We start from the raw sequence: 21,203 nt of genomic DNA, 5'->3' as shown, positions 1-21,203 counted from the left end.
TTATGCTAAGTACTTACCAAGATACTATCTTAATTGTTGATGATATTCCCACTAATATTAAAGTATTACTTGATTTTTTAGATGACTCTAATTTTAATGTATCTGTAGCTAAAAACGGTGAAAGTGCCTTAAAAAAAGCCCAAGAGGAATTACCACAATTAATTTTGTTAGATGTGATGATGCCAGGAATTGATGGATTTGAAACTTGTCGTCGTCTCAAAGCTAATCCCAAAACTAGGGAAATTCCAGTAATTTTCATGACAGCTCTTTCTGATGTGGTAGATAAGGTAAAAGGTTTGCAATTAGGAGCAGTTGATTATATTACTAAACCTTTTCAACACCAAGAAGTATTAGCTCGAATTAATGTCCATTTAGAATTGCGTAAAACTCAACTTAAGTTAATACAGCAAGAAAAAATGTCTTCTTTAGGACAATTAGTCGCAGGGGTAGCTCACGAAATTAACAACCCCGTCAATTTTATTGAAGGTAATTTACATTTTGCGGCAAAATATATTGAACAATTGTTAAAAATGCTGCATTTATATGAAATTTATACCTCTAATTATATTCCAGAAATTCAAGATTATTCCCGAAAAATTGAGCTGGCATTTATTAAAAAAGACCTTTCTAAGTTGTTAACATCAATGAGGGTGGGGACTCAGCGAATTCAAGAAATTGTGCGATCGCTAAGAATATTTTCTCACTTAGATGAAGCTGAACCCAAAGCAGTAAACTTGCATGATGGCATTGATAGCACTTTGATGATTCTCGGTATTCGTCTCAAACAAGCTCAAAATTATTCAGAAATCGAAGTAGTTAAAGAATACGGTAATTTGCCTTCAGTCGAATGTTGTGCAGGGCAAATTAATCAAGTTTTTATGAATATCTTAGCAAATGCCATCGATGCAATACAAGAGTCCTTTGTTCAAAAAAAAGGACAAATTAGAATTACTACAGAAGTTACACCAGACGAAAAGAGTGTCTTAATTAGAATTGCCGATAATGGAGTAGGAATATCTGGGGATGTAATACAGAAAATCTTTGACCAGTTTTTTACCACTAAATCTGTAGGAAATGGAACAGGTTTAGGGTTAGCGATCGCTTACTCTATTGTAGTCGAAAAACACGGCGGAAATTTAACTTGTCACTCCAAGTTAGGAGAAGGAACAGAGTTTATTATTACTTTGCCACTAAATAAAAATTCGGAAATGCCACTGGTATTAATTGAGTAACCCACCTGGGACTATTAATGGTGCGTTAAACTTCGTTAGAACTGATAGATAACTTGCACTAATCTCAACAACCGCAGATTTCAGGTTTAGAAAGTACATATATAAAACCCCTCACCTTGTAGAGACGTAGCACAGAATAGTCTGTTATGTCTATTCGATATTAGCGATAGGCTGGTGTATCTTATAATTATTTGCACCTAGCTTCAGAGTAGTGACTAATTAAAAAAGTTGTTTTACGATTAAATTATATAAAACTCATGCCGATTGCAGAAATTTGAAAACTTAAGCGGAGTATATTTACTATGAAAAGTCTGATTTCTTCTAACTGGTTGCGTACCTTAAAAGTATTTATTACTGGTGCTGCATTAACTGTGACTTTTGTTAATGTTGAAACAGGTGAAGTGTGGGCAAAACCAAAAAAGCAAATAATTGCTGAACAAATCCAAACTCTACAACAATCTAATCAGCGCTGGATTCAAATTAATCTCTCAAAACAACGTTTAATAGCTTGGGAAGGGGCAACACCGATGTATGCTGTTGCTGTTTCCACAGGGAAAAAATCTACCCCCACTCTCACAGGTACTTTTAAGATTCAATCCAAGCACAGAAAAACCAGAATGCGGGGTGAAAATTACAATGTTCCCAACGTTCCTTATGCAATGTTTTATGATGGCAACTACGGAATTCACGGTGCATATTGGCATCGAAAATTTGGCACTCCAGTGAGTCATGGATGCGTGAATGTCGCAGTAAATCATGCTAAATGGTTATTCAATTGGGCACCGATGGGAACTTCTGTGGTTATACAAAGATAGGAGATCGAGAGAGGGGGGGACGACTCAGGGCAAACGGATCTAAATTAGTCTTGACAAAAACCTTGGTTAATGAATAAAGGCTCATAATCAGAATTTCTCGTGTCAAAGCGATCGCCTAACTAATTATCAATAAGCAGACCTTAATGCGATTTGGGGCTTTATTGAGAAGATGCGTTTGCCCTGCTTGTTGATGCAACAGATTCTTTTCGTCTTCTGTTAGTTGCACCCCTTCAGAAGGCAGGAGGCAGAAGGCAGAAGGCAACCCACCCTTACTCATAGTGGGATTGTAACAAGGACGTTTTATACCGTCCGTGCAAGCCATCTTGAGTATAATTATTTGTTTCAACTGGGCTTTAAACCCACAAAGTAAGTTTTAATTGATACTCCTAACATAAGTGCCTTCTGCCCTCGAACTTCTGCCTTTCTTGTAAGTTTTTTTGCCGACCAATCATTATCCTGAATGGTTGAGTATTTGTGTCATCCTCACTTTAGCGTCAAAAATTTTTTAATATCAATTCGCTACAAACTTATGCAATACTGTACTTACCCTATCCTGAAATTACAAAGTATCTTGAAAAAGTGAAAACAATTCTTATTATTTGCTGTGTGTATGAAAAAGAAGTCATTTCTGCGTGGGCAAGGCGAAATCCGGCATACAAAGTTATCATAGATGTAGTTGAAGAGTACGTAAAAGACGGTTTATATCAGCAAATCTTGGATCGTATTCAGAAGTATAAAAACGGAATTGAAAGATTTGATGGTGTTGTTGGAACAAATGATCTACCTAGTCTAGTGGCGTCGATTCTAGCTGAGAGACTACACCTTCGCGGTCCTTCTCCTGAGTCGATAGTAAGAACACAAAATAAATATCTCTCTCGTCTCTCTCAGAGGGAGATTGTTCCAGAGTGTACTCCGAAATTCCAACTTGGTAGTGAAATTCAAAGAGATGAAGATGTAACACTTTCTTTTCCTCTTTTCACAAAACCGGTTCTGTCTAAAGTTTCTAGATACTCTTTCTATATTGAAAACTACGCTTCTCTTCAAAAAATTTTAAGTCAGGCATCTAGCGTGCTTAATACACAAAATGAGCGTTACTGTTGGTCTTTTGAGGAGATGATGACGTTTGGACTGGTAAACCCTATGGAAATGCCGTCAGCGACTTCGATGATCTGTGAAGAACTACTTTATGGCGATCACATTACTGTTGATGGATGGATCTCTGATGGCAAAGTAGGTTTTTTCGGCAATACTCTTTGTGTATTTCTTCCTAATAAGATTAGCTTTGATCGCTTTGACTTTCCGTTTCATTGTTCCGCTCTCCTCGAAGATAAAATTTACCAGATAAGTGAGAGAGTGATTAAAGGAGTTGGATTAAACAATACACTTTTTAATATTGAAATGAAGGTAAGAGAAGAAGATTGCACGGTATCAATCATTGAAATAAACACGCGTTTGAGTATGCAGTTTGTTTTTTTAATCGAAAAGGTAACAGGGATGAATCCTCTCGCTCGACTCATTCAGGTTGCCTTAGGAGAGGATATCGTTGATACACTAGAAGAAAACTTAGTACTTCAAAAGTACGCAAGCTCATGTGTGCTTCGTAGAACGGCTGATGCAATTGTCACAGAGATACCAACTAAGTCGTATATTGATGAACTAGAGTCTCGATTTCCTAATACTCAAATTACTTCTCTAATTCCACCAGGAAGGAAACTTTCTGATTATCCTCAGGATGCTTTTACTTATAGGTATGCTTTTGTCAATATCGCTCGAGATTCTTTAAACGAGATTCTTAGTGAACTTCAAGAAATAAAACAGATGCTAAACTTTCGTTTTGGGATTTTTTAGAAATAAATTAACCAAAAAAAAGAAGCCGTTTTTACTTAATAATAGTAATCATTGTGATGAACTCAGAAAAGGGTTGCCGTTGGCAACCCCTTTCTGACTCTAAAGTATGCATGAAGAACTGCACCTTGTGACTTTTCAAGGGTATGTGGAAATTTCTTTACAAGAAAGGCAGAAGTTCGAGGGCAGAAGGCACTTATGTTAGGAGTATCAATTAAAACTTACTTTGTGGGTTTAAAGCCCAGTTGAAACAAATAATTATACTCAAGATGGCTTGCACGGACGGTATAAAACGTCCTTGTTTCAATCCCACTATGAGTAAGGGTGGGTTGCCTTCTGCCTTCTGAAAGCAGTTTTCACCAGACACCTCTGGCATCAAACCCAAGCATCATCAGATTGCCAAAATACTCAACCTCATGTCTGTTTTTCCAGCCTGACTAGAAATTCCCACGGATATATATCTGGCTCGTCAATGTCATAAGTTTCTTTCATATTAGCGACTAAGATAGGAGAATCACTTAAATAAACCTCGAAACTAAGCCTTTTGAATCCTATTTCTTTAAAGATGCGATTCAACCGCAATGGAGTATAAAATATCTGGCGATCGCTCCATTTCCTATCATAGAGAGCACTATCGGCTAAATTAATTGTTCCGTCTGTTAACCAGTGAGCTTTAGCTTGACTTAAATAGGCAACTTCTAAATCCCAAAAGATAGTTAGGAAAAATCCGTAAAGCCTTCCCCCTGGCTTGAGAACCTTATAAAACTCTTTAAGCATCTGACGATTCTTTACATCGTCATTTGATAAAACTGAATTAACAACGAGAACGTAATCAAATTTATCCTGCCAGTCAGGTCTTTGTTCTGTTAATTTTGTAGAATCAGCCTCAGCAAAAACTAATTGTTGATTGTTGAGTCTTTCATTTCCATTAGCTTGTTGCCAATTGCTTTGAGCTTTATCAAGAGCTGTTTTGGAAAAATCCGTACAGTAAATTTGTCCAATTTGGGGACAAAACTCGATTAATGTCTTCTGAAGAGAAATCTCAGAGCCACAGCCGGGAATCAGAACTTTGATTTCAGGAGAATTTGGGATATCAAAGCAGGGAGATTGGCTAGAAGGACGTATCAGTGTTTCACTGATTTTAGGCTCTTGCGTTAAGTTGAAAACATTTGTTGAATAATCTTTGTGAATTTCATCCCAATCCGCTTTCTCTTTTTCAAGAGATTTTGAGATAAGGCAAGAGGGGATGAGCCATTTGCCATCGTTTGTGTTCGTCATAAAATTCAACTCCAAGAGACTAAGTAAACGTCAAGTTTGTGGTTGTGTTAAGAGTCTATCCGAAAAATCTGTTAGTCTCTTAGTGTTAATCGTGTAAAGTAATGTAAAAAGCAGCCTCTCAGTGTGAGGACTTTTTGATTGTCACCCCGTTAGCAATTTTATACTAAGTTCATGGAGCAAATAACCTCAACAGAATTTAAGTCAGAGCTTCTAACAGAAGCACGAGTTAGTCTGGGATTGGTTGTACCGTTAGCAGTTGCTCAAATAGCTCAAATTGCCATCCCTGTGATGAATTCGGTAATGATGGGCTTGCTTGGCACTCAACATTTAGCGGCGGGTGCTTTGGGTGTAGTCACCTTTTTTACTCTGTTATCTGTTTGCTTTGGTATTCTCACAGCAGGAGAAGCGCTCGCTGCTGAGGCTTTTGGAGCAAACAATATAGATAGAGTCAGCCGTATTACTGGTCAAGGACTGTGGCTGGCAGCTGCCCTATCCTTACCTGCAATGCTTTTGTTATGGAACTGTGACTCTATACTGCCCGCCTTAGGTCAAGAAGAAAGCAACGTTTTATTGACAAAAAGCTATTTACACGCTCTAGTTTGGGGATTACCTGCGGCGATCGGCTTTTTATATTTAAAATACATTGCCACTGCCATCAATTTCCCGCAATTTGGCATGGTAATTATAGTTGTTTCTTTACTGTTAAACATTCCTGTCAATTACGTGCTGATGTTTGGCTATTTAGGTTTTCCTGCCCTTGGTTTAGCTGGAATAGGCTGGGGAACTACCCTCGTTTATTGGGTGAGTTTCTTAGCATCAATTAGTATGATTTATTTCCATCCTAAGAGTAGAAATTACCAGCTTTTTCGCTATCTACATCAGTTTGATAAAGAGGTATTTTTCCAAATTTTTCTGACCGGATGGCCGATGGGAATCCAGCTGGGAATGGAACTGGGGCTGTTCACCGTCACAGCAATGCTGATGGGAAACTTCGGAACCGCCAGTTTGGCAGCTCATGAAATCGCTATCCAAGCGTCAGATATCTTTTTGGCAATCCCAATGGCAGTTTCTTCTGCGACTACGGCGAGAGTAGGGCAGATGATAGGAGAGAAAAATACTAGTTCATTACTAAGGGCAGTGTTTGTCAATCTTGCATTGGGCGTACTCTTTGCGTTTGTTGTAGCGCTGGGTTTTGATCTGTTTGCCTCACGCATTGCCGCCATTTATTTGGACATCAATAATCCCGATAATGCCGTGGCAATTAGTCAGGCAACTTTTTTCCTCAAATTAGCAGGAGTCTACCAAATTTTTTACAGTATTCAATACATTTGTATTGGGGCTTTGTTAGCGTTGCAGGATACCCATGTGCCCATGCTAATTAACATGTTTTCTTTCTGGGGTGTTGGGCTGGGTGGAGGTTATCTAATGGGAATAATTTTAGGATGGGGAGGAATTGGTTTATGGTACGGTTTAATTCTAGCTCCGGCAATTTCGAGCATATTTTTAATGGTGTGGTTTTATAGGGTTGCCAGCGAAAGAGGATTGGGCTTTGCTTTTGACACAGAATGAGGGTTGCGTTTTTAGTGTCTAAACTTTTCAAATTAACTAATGTTTTATACTCTTTATTTGACTTGAGTAATTATGAACGACAAACATGTTTTTTGCGATCGCTTAGAAGTAGCCCTGGCGACTAGTACATTAGGGCAAAAAAAAGTGACCAGCCTTATTTTCTAGATCCTCGATACCGCACGACTTTTTACGGATGAAGGCTGGTCACTTTTTTCCGACTTCCTCCACTAGAAGTCGCGCGCCAGTTGCTACAACGGGGGGAACCCCCGCAAAGCACTGGCTTGGCTACACAGACAAAACCCGCCTGCGCGGGTTAAAAACTTTGATTTTTGGTTAGTCCACCTCCGTGGACTTTGCTTGTGTAGTAGCGAATTATATTCGCCCAATACTTTTAAAACATCCTCTTAGATGCGTTCTCCCAGGGGGACGACTTGGGAAAATATTTCTTTTTTCTTACCCTTTCCCCCTCCTCAAATTGCTCATTCTTTTTAACTCAATTGCGCGACTAATTGATTTTCTAAGAGGGTTTCATGTGTGAATAAGTCTTCAACTGTAATTCGTAAAAAGCGCTGCCCATCGACTTGAAAAAGAATTTTGATGCGATCGCTTCCCGGATATCCTGGGGGGGTAAGTTGGGCTATTGTTCTGGCGCCATCTTTGTCGTTGAGGGGTTGGACGGTTGTTTGTATGTTATCCTGACGCCGGGTAATTAAGCGATCGCCATCAAAAAATACTTCGGTGCCGCCTGTTTGCGCTCCCAATTCCCCCATAATTAATTCTATGCTGGGCTGATTTTCTAAAGATGCGCCTAAAACTAATTCTACGGCTTGATTCATCGGGTAAGGCTGTCCCTCTTTGATGATAGGATGCCAGCTATGGCGCTTGTTGCGCCGATCCCAATAGCGGACACCGTAACTGTGGTAAAGAAAATCTTTGATTTCTACACCTTGGGCTAATTGTAAAGCACCTTGAGCGATCGCTTCAAAAGGACGTTCGCAACGAATTTTATCTTCGCTAAAATACTGCTTTACCCAAGTTTGCACTGCGGGTAATTGTACTGTTCCACCAACTAATAAAACTGCATTAATATCGGTAATTTCGATTCCCTGACGTCGCGCTTGTTGTAACAGTGTCGTCATGGAATCATCTAACAATTCAAAAAACGAGTGTTCTTTGAGGATACTTTCTAAAGTATCACGATTTAGTTCTAATTCGTAACTTTCAAATGTCTCATCATCGAAATAAACTTCGTTTCCTTGAGTTTGCGTTGAAAGCTGAATTTTTATCTTTTCTGCTAATCGCGTTGTCAAAGGACTTACCGCTAATCCTTGATTTTTGGCAAAGTAATCTACCAACCAATTATCAATATCAGTACCGCCTAGATTTTGCCCTGCTTTCGCCAGTACGCGGGCTATTTTTACCTTTTGTTTTGAATCTTCGGCTAAAGTTTTATTACCCCATTTCAACAGAAAACCAACTGGTTTTTCGGTTCTTTGGACGCTTTTATCTAACTGTACCAAAGATAAATCTAAAGTTCCCCCACCAAAGTCAATTACTAAAAGTATTTCTTCATTTACCAACCCATAACCCAAAGCTGCGGCTGTGGGTTCATCTAACATTCGTACAGATTCGACGGGAAGGGCTTGACAAACTTTTCCTAACCAATGACGATAAGCTTCAAAGCTATCTACCGGCACGGTTAATATTAGAGAATCTAACCCTCCTTGCATCGGTGCTAATTCTGAAATCACTTGAGAAAGAAACCATTGCCCTACTTGCTCAAATGTGATATTTTGTCCATCAAGTTCGGGTAAGAAACCTTGAATTTCTGCACCAATACCGCGTTTAAAGCTGCGAAAAAATCGCGGTTCGCTACTTAAATCAAAACCGCGATCGCGCACTTGTTGCCCGACTAATACTTGTCCAGTAGAAGCATCTTCAACATAAACCAAGCTGGGAATTAGTGGTGGATTCAAGCTTTGTTTAACTGACAAACCTGGTATAGTCAGGGTTTCTGCGCTGTTGGTGACAGGATTCCAACGTGCAATAACTGTGTTGCTAGTACCAAAATCGATTGCGATCGCCATAAAAGGGGAAGGGTAAAGGGCAAAGGGGAAAGGGGAAAGGGAGTAGGAAGAGGGAAAGCTAAAATATTTCTTCTTTCTTACCCTTTACCCCTGTTATTTTCCCATAACCCACCAAGAGCGCAAATGGGCGATCGCTTCTTCTTTGCGTTTTGCTTCAATTTCTATCCAAGGTGCTTCCCGATATACACTTGGCATATCAGTAATCAATTCGCTGTGTTTTCTATCCTTAAAAGCTTGTTCACCGTTGGAAATATGCACTAATTGCCACTCTGGATTAGCCCAAGTTTCTCGCCCTGCATAAAACATCGATGCTACACTTGCATCATCGTAGCTATCTAAATTTTCATGGCAGATATGGTGATGAGCATCAAATACCATTGGCACACCAGTTCGGTGACACACTTCTAAAATTTCCTCACTGCTGTAAGCGTATTCGTCATTTTCAAAAGTCAAGCGGTTTTTGATGTTTTCTGGTAGTTCCGAAACTACTCGCACCAGTTGATCTGTACGTTTAGATTTGCCACCATGAATATTCATCAAAGACCAAGTGGATTTTGGCAACCCTAACAAGTCAAGCGTCTGCGCGTGGCGAGCAAGAATTTTGATACTTGATTTTACCACATCTGGCGAATCAGAACTCAAAACTACAAATTGATCTGGATGCAGCACCATTCTAATTTGTAATTCTGCCGCTTTTTGCCCAATTTTGGCTAAATCGCCGCTCATCTCTTCTAATATATGTGCGCCGATTTCATCTTCCATATCACTTAGAGGAAACAAAGCAGACGACATGCGATAAAGCCGAAGCTGATTATCTTGACAAAAAGACAAGCCAAGATTCAAACGCTGCAAATTATCTCGATAAAGTTCTCTCAGAGCGCTTTCACGTTGTTCTTTGGTCAGTTGCAAATATCGCGTGCGAGTCATCGTCCGAAAACGCACCAATGAAGAAAAGGTGATACACACCAGCCCTAACTCAGGTGTAACACCTTTTTGCTGCTCTACATTAGATGAATTGTTTATCTGGATTGCAGTCATTAAATAATTTCTATAGTATCGCCTTAGTTTGATTTAACTAAGTTTTGCCCCCAAAAAATCAGTATCTAAAGGCATAAAAGAAGATTGGGCAATGGGCAAAATTCGTCTCCCCCTTGTCCCCGTCCCTCAAATATCTATCTAAAGAGTTACTTTTATAAAATATTAATTTGCTACAGTTCTATTTAACTTACACCAAAATCTGTTAACAGACGCATTTTTGGAGTGTGAAAACCAATCACAATATCATGTTTTGGCACACCCATATCAATCAACTCACTAGCTAGATCGACTTCAGTTGTATTTTGCTGAATCCAAATTTTATCACCTTTGATATCTAGATGCATCATACAACCATAAATTCGCTTTTGATTATTCCAACCCACACTTACGATTTGATAGCGATCACGCTCAATATCAAAAATCTCTTCTATCTCAACTTCCCCATAACTCGGCTTATACTGGGAATATTTAATTAATATCTGCTTGACCTGTTCTCGATACTCCTCTAATTTAGCCATTCGATAATCTCCTCCTTCTCGATATCATAAATAAGAATTTTCAAATTATTTTCACTCACAACTATTTGAGTAAAAGGTAAATTAAAAAAATCACTATAAATTGCTGATGGAACGGCTAAATATAAAATTCTCTCTGGATCTTCCGAACGTAATGCCGTGCGATAATTAATAAACTGCCCCAATGCCATATGAAATTCAGAAATTTTGGAGGCACTAACAAAATTTTTAATCTCAACAGCTATTTTATCTGTACCTTTTTCTGCCGCTAAAAGTTTTTCAACACCTAAATCTATCTGAATATCAACCCCACCACAACGAATAGTTAATAGATCGTCTGTAATCACCCACCCATCTTTTTCTAGTGCAGACCTAACGATGTTATGAAATAGATCGCGTGCCATATCTTAAACAAATTCTGCACCAATTTAATCTCATTGTACCGATAATATCTAGCAATTCGCCAGCGAAACCGATTTTAACAGGGCATGGGGAATGAGGAATGAGGAATAAGGAAAAGGGGGAGTGAAAGAATTATTCTTCTTGCTTCTTATCTGCTCCACTCCCCTACTCCTCATTCCCCCAAATATCTATCTAAAGAGTTATATTTACGAAATGTTAATTTTTTTAGATATTATTGTCGTTTAGGTCACAAAAATGCATGACTACCCTGTATAGAATTTCAGAACTCGAATCATCAAATATCTTTAGATGTATATTCTGGCAGTTTAGTCAAGTTAAGAAAATATTTATTAATATAAAGTAGATACAAACAAATTACATATAGGAATTTCTACGAAATCATCAAGCAGGAAATTATGAACAACGAACAATCATCAAACTCTAATAAATTCGTAGGAAGTCTCAAGAATGGGATTTGGCTGTTTGGTATTTCATCTTGGTTATTTGGTATAACCGATCGCAGTATTGCTTCTTTTTCTGATGGGTATTTGTCAGCTTTGGATCTAACGCAACTATTTACAGCAGCGACTTTCTTTGTCGCATGGATATTTTTGAAGCCGGCATCAAAACCTGAATCATCAACTAGGTAATGTTGCGTGTGAGTGCAAACCCAAAAGCGATCGCACAAAGGAATGTAAATTATTCTGTATTCAGCTAGAGACGTTCCACTGGAACGTCTCTACAATATGTCTGATTTGTCGAACATGATATAATCTGGCATCAATTCAATTCTTTCCAACTGATGCCAAAACAGGTATAAAATAATTTGTGAGTGTAAAAGCATCAACACCCAATTCTGTCCGCTCTTCAGCCGCTAAAATCCCCGCTTGGGAATGCCACCAAGCAGCAGTTGCGACAATTTGCTCTACAGAAATATGCTTAGATTTAGCTTGCGCTAACAGTCCACCGAGTACCCCCGTTAAGACATCACCGCTACCACCACGAGCTAAAGCTGGAGTGCTTTCGGGATTAATCCAGACTGAATTTTGGGAATTTGCGATCGCTGTTCTCGCTCCTTTTAACAATACTATCGCACCACAATGCAGGGCAGCTTCGCGCACAGCACGCACTCTATCTTTCATCGCATCGCTGACATCGGGAAACAACCGCTTGAATTCACCAGCATGGGGGGTAAGAATTGTGACTGCTTGTCGTTTTTGTAAGGTGGGGATAGTTGCCATCTGTGCGAGAATATTCAAAGCATCAGCATCGAGAATTAAAGAGCGATCGCTTTCCAAAACTTGTTGTATAATTGGGGTAGAATCTCCCGTCAAACCGGGACCGCAAGCGATCGCATCAAAGGAACTCAAATCGGTATTTTTGGGTAATTGCAAAGAAGCGATCGCACCTGTTTGAGTTTCCGGACAACCGATAATTAGTGCTTCTGGCAATTGTGCCACTAAAAGCGGCTTCAAAGATTCGGGTACAGCTATCGAAAGCATTCCCACACCACTTACCCTAGCACCCAAACCAGTTAAAATTGCACCTCCAGAATAGCGTCGTGAACCACAAATCAGCAGTAAATGCCCTTCCTTATATTTGTGAGTGACGGCGGGACGTGGTAGCGGTAAAGTTGAAAGTGCAGTGGTTTGAGTGATGCGGTGAATTCTGTTTACATCTCCCACAACAGCTTGCACATCAGCCAAAGGGATATCAAAGTCGATTAATTCAGCTTTGCCAATATATTCTAAAGCATCGTCTTGGAATAAACCCAACTTCCACAAACCCAAGCAAAACGTTTGTGTAGCACGAATCGCAGTTCCCAACACCTCACCTGTGTCTGTGTGTAACCCTGAAGGTAAATCAATGCTGATAACTAGTTTAGACCAAGAATTAACTTGATTTATCGTTTTGGCGATCGCACCTTGCAACCTTCTTTCCAAGCCAAATCCAAACAACCCATCAATCAAAAAATCGCAATCTGACAGTTCCTCTATCGATTCATAACAGGGGATACCCAAACTTTGAGCATACTGCAAATGCTGCCAAGTTAATTCTTTCAGCTTAGAGAAAGAAGAATATATCTTGACATCATAGCCGCAAAAATGCAACTCACGAGCCACAACTAGCGCATCTCCCCCATTATGACCGGGACCTGCGAGAATTCCTACCCTTGGCAGATTAGAATAAAGAACTTGAATTTTGCGCGAAATTAATCCTGCGACCTTTTCCATTAAAGCAGCTACAGGCATTCCCGCCGCAAATATCCGCGCTTCAATATCGCGCATTTGCTGTGCAGTAACTATTATTTGGGAAATTTGTTCTAGTCGATCTACCATGAGTCATATCATGTCCGTTTAATTAACAGTAATAAAAACGTCGCAACCGTCGTAGAGACGTTCCGCCGGAACGTCTTTACAATATGTGTCATTTGTCGGATATGATATCAAGGGTCATATCATGCCCGCTTAATTAACATTAATAAAAATATTGCAACCGTCGTAAAGACGTTCCACCGGAACGTCTCTACAATATGTGTGATTTGTCGGGCATTATATCATACGATGTTACTTTCCGTAATAAACTCTGGCATTACCGAAGCCTAAATTTCGCAGATAACTGTTCCATTGTTCTGCTACGGTTCGTTGAGTAAAACCTCCAACAGCTACATGTGACCCTAGTGGCTGGTTTCTTTGCAATATTACCGCCCTTTGTCCGATATTGCGTCTAATTTTGTCTTCAATTACTGGTAAATCTTGCGATCGCCCCGGAATCACTACATAGTAATAATTACTTCTATTATTCCCAGAATAGCCTCCTGAATAGCCTCCTGAATAGCCTCCTGAATAACCTCCTGAATAACCTCCTGAATAACCTCCTGAATAACCTCCGGGTATTTCCTGTCCGTTGGAACTAACGATCCGTACTCCATTGATTCCGTTGTCTGCCAGTTCTCTGACGCGCCGTTGAGCGTTATCTGGTTTACTAAAGGTTCCAGCTTGGATTACAGAACGTCCTTGATATTGTCTTAATAAAGCTGTGGGTTCAACTCGACGTACTTGTTGCAGTAATCCAGAATTACCATTATCGACATAAACCACGTATCTACCTACGTTCTGGTTGTTTTGATATTGATATTGATATTGATACTGATACTGATTATTATTAAACTCTTGATCAGGTGGAGTTGTTTGGTAGGTGGTTTGAGAATTAAAGTCAGTTTGTTGCGCTGTATTGAACTGCGGTAATGCCTCTTGATTAAAGGGAATCGGTGGTTGCAAGTTTTGCGGTAGTGGTGGTAAAGGTTGTTGAGCAAGCAAAACCCCGTTGCGATTGATTTGCGCTTGTGCTGGGTTAGAGTAGAAGAGTAGGGAAAGTACGGAAAGTAGCGAAAGTAGAGAAACTAAGGAAGTAAATTCTTGACCTTTGACTCTTGACCCTTGTACAGACGCGATTAATCGCGTCTCTGCGCGTTTTGACTCTTGAATTGGTATTGCACTTAACATAAGTTTTGTCAATATTTCTAGATAATTTTTTCCTGGAACTAATCAGTTAACCGTTGTAGTAAATACATAGTGTTAGCTTAGAATAAGTTGCCTAAGCTCAATTTCCGGATGTCAGTAACTCAGGGCTAAAGCCACTGAGCTTGCAAGAGAAATCAAACAAGCTGTGCTGACCAGACCACCTAGCAATAGGTTAAGCGTTATTTGGGTCATGACACCTCGGAATGCGACGCTAGTTCCCCGCTCTGTCGCTTGTAATTAAACAGTTCTAAAGTCACTGGAACAGTGTTGCAAGCCTAACAAGCCCTTATAACAGGTCGAAGCGAACATTACCCCGCAAGGGAGGCTCATTCATAAACATTATGCGTACAGGGTTGTCAGATTTGAAATGGCAATTGTCCCATTGAAAGTACATCACAAAAGTACACCGAATTAAACAACCCCAAGGCGGTAATGGTATCAGAATATTCACGGCGATTTTAATCGCTCGTGCCGCTTCCCTCTCAGCTTTGAAAAGCTGAGTTCCCGTATACCGTGTATTCCTATGAAAAAAGTCGTCGTTGGTCTTTCTGGTGGCGTTGACAGTTCCGCTGCTGCTGCTATCCTGCATAATCAAGGTTATGAAGTTGTTGGTTTGACTCTTTGGCTAATGAAAGGCAAAGGTCAATGCTGTTCTGAGGGTATGATCGACGCGGCTTATATCTGTGAACAATTGGGTATTCCCCATCAAGTTGTTGATATTCGCGAAGTCTTTCAAACCAACATTGTCGATTATCTCGTATCTGGTTACAGCGCTGGTATTACACCGTTGCCTTGTTCCCAATGCAATAAAACTGTCAAGTTTGCTCCAATGATACAATATGCCCGCGAACAATTGGGATGCGATCGCATCGCTACGGGTCATTATGCCAAAATTAGCTACAACGAAGCTACTAATCGTTACGAGCTTTTACGTGCTGTAGATCGCAACAAAGACCAATCTTATTTTCTCTACGATTTGTCGCAAGATTTACTTGCCGCAACAGTGTTCCCACTTGGAGAATTACATAAGACAGATACGCGTCGCATCGCTGCCGAATATAACTTGAAAACCGCTGACAAGCCAGAAAGCCAAGATTTATGCTTGGTAGAAAGTAACGGTTCAATGCGAGCTTTTCTAGATAAATATTTAGCACCGAAAAAAGGCGATATTGTCGATGGTGACGGCAAAGTGCTGGGACAACACGATGGTGTCCATCATTACACCATAGGACAGCGCAAAGGTTTAGGTATTGCCGCTGCCGAACCGCTGTATGTAATTGGGTTGGATGCGGTGAATAATAAAGTGATAGTAGGCGATCGCACTCTCGCCACCGAACCAGAATGCACTGTACAACGTGTAAACTGGGTTTCTATAGCCGAACCATCAACCCCAATTCGTGCCGAAGTCCAAATTCGCTATCGTTCAAACCCCGTACCCGCAACCATCATTCCCCTAGAAGATTATAGAGTCCGCTTAGTGTTTGACGAACCCCAGTTCAGCATCACCCCCGGACAAGCTGCCGTTTGGTACGAAGGCGATAAAGTCTTAGGTGGGGGCATTATCGAAAAGTTTAATTAGTAGTGAGCGCTTCAGCGCTCTCAAAACTCATATCCCCGACTTCACAGAAGAAGCCGGGGATATTGTTTTTTCTATTGACATGTGAAACTTGACAAGGTATTGTATTCATAATGGAAAAGGTGTGGACATATAGACCCTATCCTGAAGAATTCAACTTACAAACTTTGCTCTTAACCACCCCACAAGAGAAAAGCAATTAATCAGACTATAGCGGTTCTCGTTTGAATCAAGTACAGATTTATCTGCGTCCATCTGCGTTCATCTGCGTTTCCTTAATTCTTTGATGTATTGCACCCAACGCTAGGGTGTCATTTTAGCGATCGCATTGTTGAAGAAACTCGGTTTTTCCTATTGACATGTGAAAGTTGACAAGGTATTGTATTCATGATGGAAAAGGTGTGGACATATAGACCCTATTCTGAAGAATTCAACTTGCGAACTTTGCTCTTAACGACGCCACAAGAGGAAAGCAATTAATCCAACTAGAAAACAAAAGGTAAATTGCACCCAACGCTTCTGGGTAAAGTTGATAAATCTGTCTTTGATTCCCACAGATGGGGAAGAGGGTGTATTAATCTGGGCGATGCGAGCTTGAGCGTATTCTTGGAATGGTGTATAGTTAATTTCGGCAGCGAGTGTCGCAGCTTCATTTAAAGAAATAATTGCTGCGTTTGATTCTCCCATCTTTAACTCGACATCAGCGATAAACAGCAGATTGCGACTTTGACTATATATATCACCAATTTGAATGTAGAGATTTTGAGCTTGGTGGAGATATTCTAATGCTTGCTGGGGGTTGTCTTGCAACTTACCAAATTCTTGCAGGATATTTGCTTCACCTAAGCGATCGCCAATTCTACCGCGACTTAAAGCTTCATCACCAAGCTACCGCTAAAAAATAGGTACAGATAGATGGTAGATTCAAAAGCATGGATAAAAGCTGCCTCGTCTACGGGATTGAAATTACCAACTCCAATCAAAGTCAGCGCATCTAATTTTATGCTTGAGAATACAGATTATTTTGCTGAAAATGGAAGCCTATTATAACCAAACAGCTTGTGTTCATCAGTTATTTGAAGATCAAGTAGAACAAATTCCTAACAGTGTTGCTGTCATTTTTGAGGATCAGCAACTCACCTACAAAGAAATAAATAGGTTGTCCAACAAAGTAGCGCACTACTTACGGACTTTGGGAGTAAGACCAGAGGTGCTAGTGGGAATTTGCATGGAGCGATCGCCCTATACAATCATTGCACTTTTAGGTATTCTCAAAGCAGGTGCAGCTTACCTACCCTTAGACCCAGTATATCCCCAAAAGCGCATAGCCTTGATGCTGGGAGATGCCCAAGTTTCAGTCATATTAACTCAAAGTAAATTACGGGACATTCTTGACGCTAGCATAATTACACAGCCGAGTATAGTAGTTTGTATAGACAGCGACTGGCACAAAATTGACTCTCAAAGCGATGAAAACCCAGTCAGTGGAGTGACACCAGACAACTTAGCTTACACCATCTACACCTCTGGCTCCACAGGTAAACCGAAAGGAGTGCAAATTGAGCATCGGTCTGTGGTCAACTTTTTAACTTCCATGCGTCGCGAACCGGGCATGACGGCAGAAGATATATTAGTGGCAGTTACCACCATATCTTTTGACATTGCCGGACTTGAAATTTATTTGCCCCTAAGCGTGGGAGCGCGTCTGGTGCTAATGAGTCGCGAAGTAGCTACTAATGGTGAACTGCTAAAAGAACAACTTAATAGCATGAATGCAACCATCATGCAAGCTACTCCCGCTACTTGGCAAATGCTGTTAGCTGCTGGATGGCAAGGGAACAAACACCTAAAAATTCTCTGTGGTGGTGAAGCCCTCACGCAAAAACTGGCATCTGAACTGTTGCAGAGGTGCTGTTCCCTGTGGAACTTGTACGGTCCCACGGAGACAACTATTTGGTCAACAGTCTACAAAGTCGAGTCAAAAGATGCTACCATCTCCATTGGAGGAGCGATCGCCAACACCCAGATTTATCTCCTAGACCAAAATTTGCGCCATCAGACAGACCCTGTAGAAACTGTCCCTATTGGTGTAGCTGGAGAACTTTACATTGGGGGTATAGGTGTAGCAAGAGGCTACCTTAACCAGCCTGATTTAACTAATGAGAGATTTATTTGCGACCCGTTCAGTGGAAAAGCAGGAACGCACCTTTATAAAACAGGTGATTTAGCTCGCTATCTAAGCGATGGTAATATTGAATTCATCGGGCGAATTGACCACCAAGTTAAAATTCGCGGCTTTCGCATTGAGTTAGGGGAAATTGAACAGGTACTCACGCAACATCCTGCTGTTAGGGAAGCAGTAGTTACTTGTGGTGAGGATAAGATAGGCGATAAACGCTTGATAGCTTACGTGGTTCCCCAAGACCAATCCCAAGATGTATCTTTTAAGCAAACTGCCCAATGGCAGCAGATATGGGATGATGCTTACAGCCAACCCACAGCGGAAATAGACCCAACGTTTAATATTAACGGCTGGAACAATAGCTATACAGGTCTGCCCGTCCCTGCTGAGGAGGTCAGGGAGTGGGTTGACCATACAGTAGCGCGGATTCTCTCCTTAAAACCCAAGCAGATACTGGAAATTGGTTGTGGTACAGGTCTGCTGCTATTTAGAATCGCTCCCCATTGCAAATATTATTGTGGCACAGATATTGCAGCTGCCTCAGTGAGTTATATTGAGCAACAGTTGCATTCATCACAGCAAGATTGGTCACAAGTAAAGCTTTATCAACGAGCAGCGGACAATCTGGAGGGAATAGGAGATGAAACTTTCGACGCTGTGGTAATTAACTCAGTCATTCAGTATTTCCCCAGTATTGATTATCTAGTGAGCGTTTTAGAAAGTGCGATCGCTCGCGTTGCTCCAGGAGGGTTCGTTTTTGTTGGGGATGTCCGCAGTCTGCCGCTACTATCCGCTTTCCATACATCGGTGCAATTGTATCAAGCTCCCCCTTCCCTATCCACAAACCAACTGCATCAGCACATTCAAGAGCGGCTGAACCAAGAAAAGGGATTGGTAATTGACCCAGCCTTTTTTACCGCTCTCCAACAGTATTTACCCCAAATTAGCAATGTGCAGATCCAAATTAAGCGGGGACGGTATCACAACGAACTGGTGCGTTTCCGCTACGATGTAATTCTCCAAGTAGGGGGTGAAGTTGCGATCATGGTAGAGCATCCGTGGTTAGATTGGCAACAGGAGCAGCTAACATTACCAGCTTTGCGCCAATTGCTAGTGGCAGAACCGGAAATACTGGGAATACGGCACGTCCCCAATGCTCGGATTCTCGCAGATGTGAAAGCAATAGAATTGCTAGCTAGCAGCAATGCACTACAAAATGTTGCTCAGTTGAGGGAATCTCTACGGGAAATTACCCAAGCTGCTGTAGACCCCGAAGATATATGGGCATTAAGCGCTGAATTACCTTATACAGTAGAAATTAATTGGTCAAATTCTGGTGATGATGGTCATTACGATGTGGTATTCAAGAGGGTAACTCCCCAACTCCTGACGGATCGTCAATCAAAAGGCGTCGATACCTCTGACAAAAAAGGGTCAGATTGGAGTGTCTTTGCTAATAACCCCACGCAAGAAAATGCAACTCAGCAACTGGTTCCACAGCTACGCAGCTACTTAAAAGCAAACCTAGCAGACCACATGATCCCTTCTAGCTTTGTAATTATGGATAGCTTACCACTGACACCCAGCAAAAAAGTAGATAGGCGATCGCTTCCTGAACCTAACCAAACTAGACCCGATTTAGAAGTAGCATATGTTGCACCGCGCAATTCTATTGAGCAACAGTTAGCACAAATTTGGGAGCAAGTTTTGGCAATTGAGCCAATCGGAATTTACGACAACTTCTTTGAGTTAGGGGGACATTCTTTACTAGCTCCCCAATTGCTTACTCAAATGGAAGAAGTTTTTCAGGTGAAGTTATCTCTAATGTACTTGTTTGAGAAACCTACTGTAGCCGGACTTGCTGAAGTTATTAATTCATGCTTTCAATCGGGTATCCTGGTAAACTTAAACACTACAACTATTCAAAACTTGCAGGCTGATGCTGTTTTAGACCCCACAATTTTACCGCCTGCTAGCAACTTTGAACTTCTAACTGAACCTGCTAATATTTTCTTAACTGGAGCAACGGGATTTTTAGGAGCTTTTTTACTCCAAGAACTTTTGCTCTCTACACAAGCAAACATTTATTGTTTAGTCCGTGCAGGTAATGTTGACCAAGTGCAAGATAAAATTCCAAAAAATCTGCAAAGCTATGCACTTGAAGATGAAAGTTTTTCTTCTAGAATTATCCCCGTTTTCGGAGATTTATCAAAGCCACTTTTGGGACTGTCTGAGGAACAATTTGAGCAGTTAGCCCAAAACATTGATGTTATTTACCACAATGGGGCGATGGTAAATTTAATTTATCCCTACAGCTTACTGCGATCTACTAATGTTCTGGGAACTCAGGAAATTTTGCGTCTGTCAACTCAAATCAAACTGAAACCAGTTCATTACATTTCTAGTTTAGCCGTTTTTGAATCACATGCCTACGCTGGTAAAAAGTCTATTTCCGAACAAGAATATATCAATGATAGTGCGATTCCTGCTGATGGGTATGGTCAAAGTAAATGGGTAGCTGAAAAGTTGTTGATGGCATCTCGTGCTAGAGGTATTCCTGTTTGTATCTACAGACCAGGTATGATTACAGGGCATAGTCAAACCGGGGTAACAAACACCGATGATTTGATGTGCCGACTCCTGAAAGGTTTTATCCAAATGGGTAGCGCACCTGATCTAGATTTGTTTATGGATATGATACCTGTAGATTATGTCAGCCGAGCCATTGTCCATTTATCACGACAGAAAGAATCAGTGGGTAAAGTCTTTCATTTAGTTAATCAACAGCCTTTGCATTTAAGCAAAATTATTCAGGAAATCAATTCTTTGGGGTATCCTGTGCAACAAATTTCCTACGAAAAATGGCAAGCAGACCTGATTAATGCGAGTAAGCGTTCTGAAGAAAATGCATTGATTTCTGTGTTGCCATTAGTGACAGAAAAAAATTATGGTCAACAGAAAACTTATTTAGAAAATTCTTCAATGGGATGGCAGGCTTTTGATTGTCAGAATACCTTAGAAGGATTGGCAGGAACTTCTATTGTTTGTCCTCCTGTAGATGCACGACTGTTAAGCACGTACTTTAACTACTTTGTTAGTAGCAATTTCCTCTTTTAATACTACTTGTTTTGTTAAATTAA

The 21,203-nt window shown here is 40.6% G+C and carries 15 protein-coding genes; 7 read left to right on the top strand and 8 right to left on the bottom strand.

Features of this window, described 5'->3' with window-relative positions:
* Positions 1 to 2: 2 nt before the first annotated feature.
* The 3 genes from TOL9009_RS0129380 (at position 3) to TOL9009_RS0129370 (ending at position 3,895) form a co-directional block, all read left to right on the top strand.
* Positions 3 to 1,232: a hybrid sensor histidine kinase/response regulator gene (locus TOL9009_RS0129380; RefSeq protein WP_029636954.1), complete on the top strand. Its 1,230-nt coding sequence runs from the start codon at positions 3 to 5 to the stop codon at positions 1,230 to 1,232.
* Positions 1,233 to 1,534: 302 nt separating this feature from the next.
* Entirely contained in the window at positions 1,535 to 2,047 is a 513-nt protein-coding gene (locus TOL9009_RS0129375) for a L,D-transpeptidase (RefSeq protein WP_029636953.1), read from the top strand.
* 579 nt (positions 2,048 to 2,626) lie between these two features.
* Positions 2,627 to 3,895: an ATP-grasp domain-containing protein gene (locus tag TOL9009_RS0129370; RefSeq protein ID WP_144238368.1), complete on the top strand. Its 1,269-nt coding sequence runs from the start codon at positions 2,627 to 2,629 to the stop codon at positions 3,893 to 3,895.
* Between the two features lie 411 nt (positions 3,896 to 4,306).
* Here the strand turns inward: TOL9009_RS0129370 and TOL9009_RS0129365 are convergent, their stop codons facing one another.
* Positions 4,307 to 5,170, bottom strand: a complete 864-nt coding sequence (locus TOL9009_RS0129365; RefSeq protein ID WP_029636949.1) for a class I SAM-dependent methyltransferase — start codon at positions 5,168 to 5,170, stop codon at positions 4,307 to 4,309.
* A gap of 171 nt (positions 5,171 to 5,341) precedes the next feature.
* Here TOL9009_RS0129365 and TOL9009_RS0129360 point away from each other — a divergent pair, with 171 nt between their 5' ends.
* On the top strand, positions 5,342 to 6,739 hold the full coding sequence (locus TOL9009_RS0129360; RefSeq protein WP_038296683.1) for an MATE family efflux transporter: 1,398 nt from the start codon (positions 5,342 to 5,344) through the stop codon (positions 6,737 to 6,739).
* Positions 6,740 to 7,227: 488 nt separating this feature from the next.
* Here TOL9009_RS0129360 and TOL9009_RS0129355 read toward each other — a convergent pair whose 3' ends face one another.
* The 4 genes from TOL9009_RS0129355 to TOL9009_RS0129340 form a co-directional block, all read right to left on the bottom strand.
* Positions 7,228 to 8,826: an Hsp70 family protein gene (locus tag TOL9009_RS0129355; RefSeq protein ID WP_029636945.1), complete on the bottom strand. Its 1,599-nt coding sequence runs from the start codon at positions 8,824 to 8,826 to the stop codon at positions 7,228 to 7,230.
* A gap of 93 nt (positions 8,827 to 8,919) precedes the next feature.
* Entirely contained in the window at positions 8,920 to 9,864 is a 945-nt protein-coding gene (uvsE, locus tag TOL9009_RS0129350) for a UV DNA damage repair endonuclease UvsE (RefSeq protein ID WP_029636943.1), read from the bottom strand.
* A gap of 182 nt (positions 9,865 to 10,046) precedes the next feature.
* Positions 10,047 to 10,382 (bottom strand): XisI protein, encoded by a 336-nt coding sequence (locus tag TOL9009_RS0129345; protein WP_029636942.1) that lies wholly within the window; start codon positions 10,380 to 10,382, stop codon positions 10,047 to 10,049.
* The gene (locus tag TOL9009_RS0129340) at positions 10,370 to 10,783 is read right to left on the bottom strand and encodes a XisH family protein (RefSeq protein WP_029636941.1); all 414 of its coding nucleotides are present in this window, start codon (positions 10,781 to 10,783) and stop codon (positions 10,370 to 10,372) included. The genes TOL9009_RS0129345 and TOL9009_RS0129340 overlap by 13 nt, the downstream gene beginning before the upstream one ends.
* A 414-nt stretch (positions 10,784 to 11,197) precedes the next feature.
* Between TOL9009_RS0129340 and TOL9009_RS0129335 the strand changes: the two genes are divergently transcribed.
* A complete protein-coding gene (locus TOL9009_RS0129335; protein ID WP_029636939.1) occupies positions 11,198 to 11,431 on the top strand; it encodes a hypothetical protein in 234 nt (77 codons plus the stop codon).
* Positions 11,432 to 11,566: 135 nt separating this feature from the next.
* Here TOL9009_RS0129335 and TOL9009_RS0129330 read toward each other — a convergent pair whose 3' ends face one another.
* Entirely contained in the window at positions 11,567 to 13,120 is a 1,554-nt protein-coding gene (locus TOL9009_RS0129330) for a bifunctional ADP-dependent NAD(P)H-hydrate dehydratase/NAD(P)H-hydrate epimerase (protein WP_029636937.1), read from the bottom strand.
* Positions 13,121 to 13,348: 228 nt separating this feature from the next.
* A complete protein-coding gene (locus tag TOL9009_RS0129325) occupies positions 13,349 to 14,287 on the bottom strand; it encodes an SPOR domain-containing protein (protein ID WP_051503062.1) in 939 nt (312 codons plus the stop codon).
* A 535-nt stretch (positions 14,288 to 14,822) separates the two neighbouring features.
* On the opposite strand from TOL9009_RS0129325, the gene mnmA reads away from it, so the two are divergent.
* Entirely contained in the window at positions 14,823 to 15,884 is a 1,062-nt protein-coding gene (gene mnmA, locus TOL9009_RS0129320) for a tRNA 2-thiouridine(34) synthase MnmA (protein ID WP_260675990.1), read from the top strand.
* A 447-nt stretch (positions 15,885 to 16,331) separates the two neighbouring features.
* On the opposite strand, the gene TOL9009_RS0129315 is transcribed toward mnmA, so the two are convergent.
* Positions 16,332 to 16,691: a hypothetical protein gene (locus TOL9009_RS0129315; RefSeq protein ID WP_029636931.1), complete on the bottom strand. Its 360-nt coding sequence runs from the start codon at positions 16,689 to 16,691 to the stop codon at positions 16,332 to 16,334.
* Between the two features lie 223 nt (positions 16,692 to 16,914).
* Here TOL9009_RS0129315 and TOL9009_RS40880 point away from each other — a divergent pair, with 223 nt between their 5' ends.
* Positions 16,915 to 21,180, top strand: a complete 4,266-nt coding sequence (locus TOL9009_RS40880) for a non-ribosomal peptide synthetase family protein (protein WP_051503061.1) — start codon at positions 16,915 to 16,917, stop codon at positions 21,178 to 21,180.
* The last annotated feature ends 23 nt before the right edge of the window (positions 21,181 to 21,203 follow it).

It is taken from the genome of [Scytonema hofmanni] UTEX 2349, assembly GCF_000582685.1.
Lineage (GTDB): Bacteria > Cyanobacteriota > Cyanobacteriia > Cyanobacteriales > Nostocaceae > Hassallia > Hassallia hofmanni.
The sequence above is the reverse complement of the archived record's forward strand: the minus strand, read 5'-3'. Positions and strand labels throughout refer to the sequence as shown.

What these genes read in the sequence shown, in the direction of transcription:
- TOL9009_RS0129380 (WP_029636954.1), top strand. Translation starts at nt 3, where the DNA reads ATGCTAAGTACTTACCAAGATACTATCTTAATTGTTGATGATATTCCC.
- TOL9009_RS0129375 (WP_029636953.1), top strand. Translation starts at nt 1,535, where the DNA reads ATGAAAAGTCTGATTTCTTCTAACTGGTTGCGTACCTTAAAAGTATTT.
- TOL9009_RS0129365 (WP_029636949.1), bottom strand. Translation starts at nt 5,170, where the DNA reads ATGACGAACACAAACGATGGCAAATGGCTCATCCCCTCTTGCCTTATC.
- TOL9009_RS0129360 (WP_038296683.1), top strand. Translation starts at nt 5,342, where the DNA reads ATGGAGCAAATAACCTCAACAGAATTTAAGTCAGAGCTTCTAACAGAA.
- TOL9009_RS0129355 (WP_029636945.1), bottom strand. Translation starts at nt 8,826, where the DNA reads ATGGCGATCGCAATCGATTTTGGTACTAGCAACACAGTTATTGCACGT.
- uvsE (WP_029636943.1), bottom strand. Translation starts at nt 9,864, where the DNA reads ATGACTGCAATCCAGATAAACAATTCATCTAATGTAGAGCAGCAAAAA.
- TOL9009_RS0129345 (WP_029636942.1), bottom strand. Translation starts at nt 10,382, where the DNA reads ATGGCTAAATTAGAGGAGTATCGAGAACAGGTCAAGCAGATATTAATT.
- TOL9009_RS0129340 (WP_029636941.1), bottom strand. Translation starts at nt 10,783, where the DNA reads ATGGCACGCGATCTATTTCATAACATCGTTAGGTCTGCACTAGAAAAA.
- TOL9009_RS0129335 (WP_029636939.1), top strand. Translation starts at nt 11,198, where the DNA reads ATGAACAACGAACAATCATCAAACTCTAATAAATTCGTAGGAAGTCTC.
- TOL9009_RS0129330 (WP_029636937.1), bottom strand. Translation starts at nt 13,120, where the DNA reads ATGGTAGATCGACTAGAACAAATTTCCCAAATAATAGTTACTGCACAG.
- TOL9009_RS0129325 (WP_051503062.1), bottom strand. Translation starts at nt 14,287, where the DNA reads ATGTTAAGTGCAATACCAATTCAAGAGTCAAAACGCGCAGAGACGCGA.
- TOL9009_RS40880 (WP_051503061.1), top strand. Translation starts at nt 16,915, where the DNA reads ATGGAAGCCTATTATAACCAAACAGCTTGTGTTCATCAGTTATTTGAA.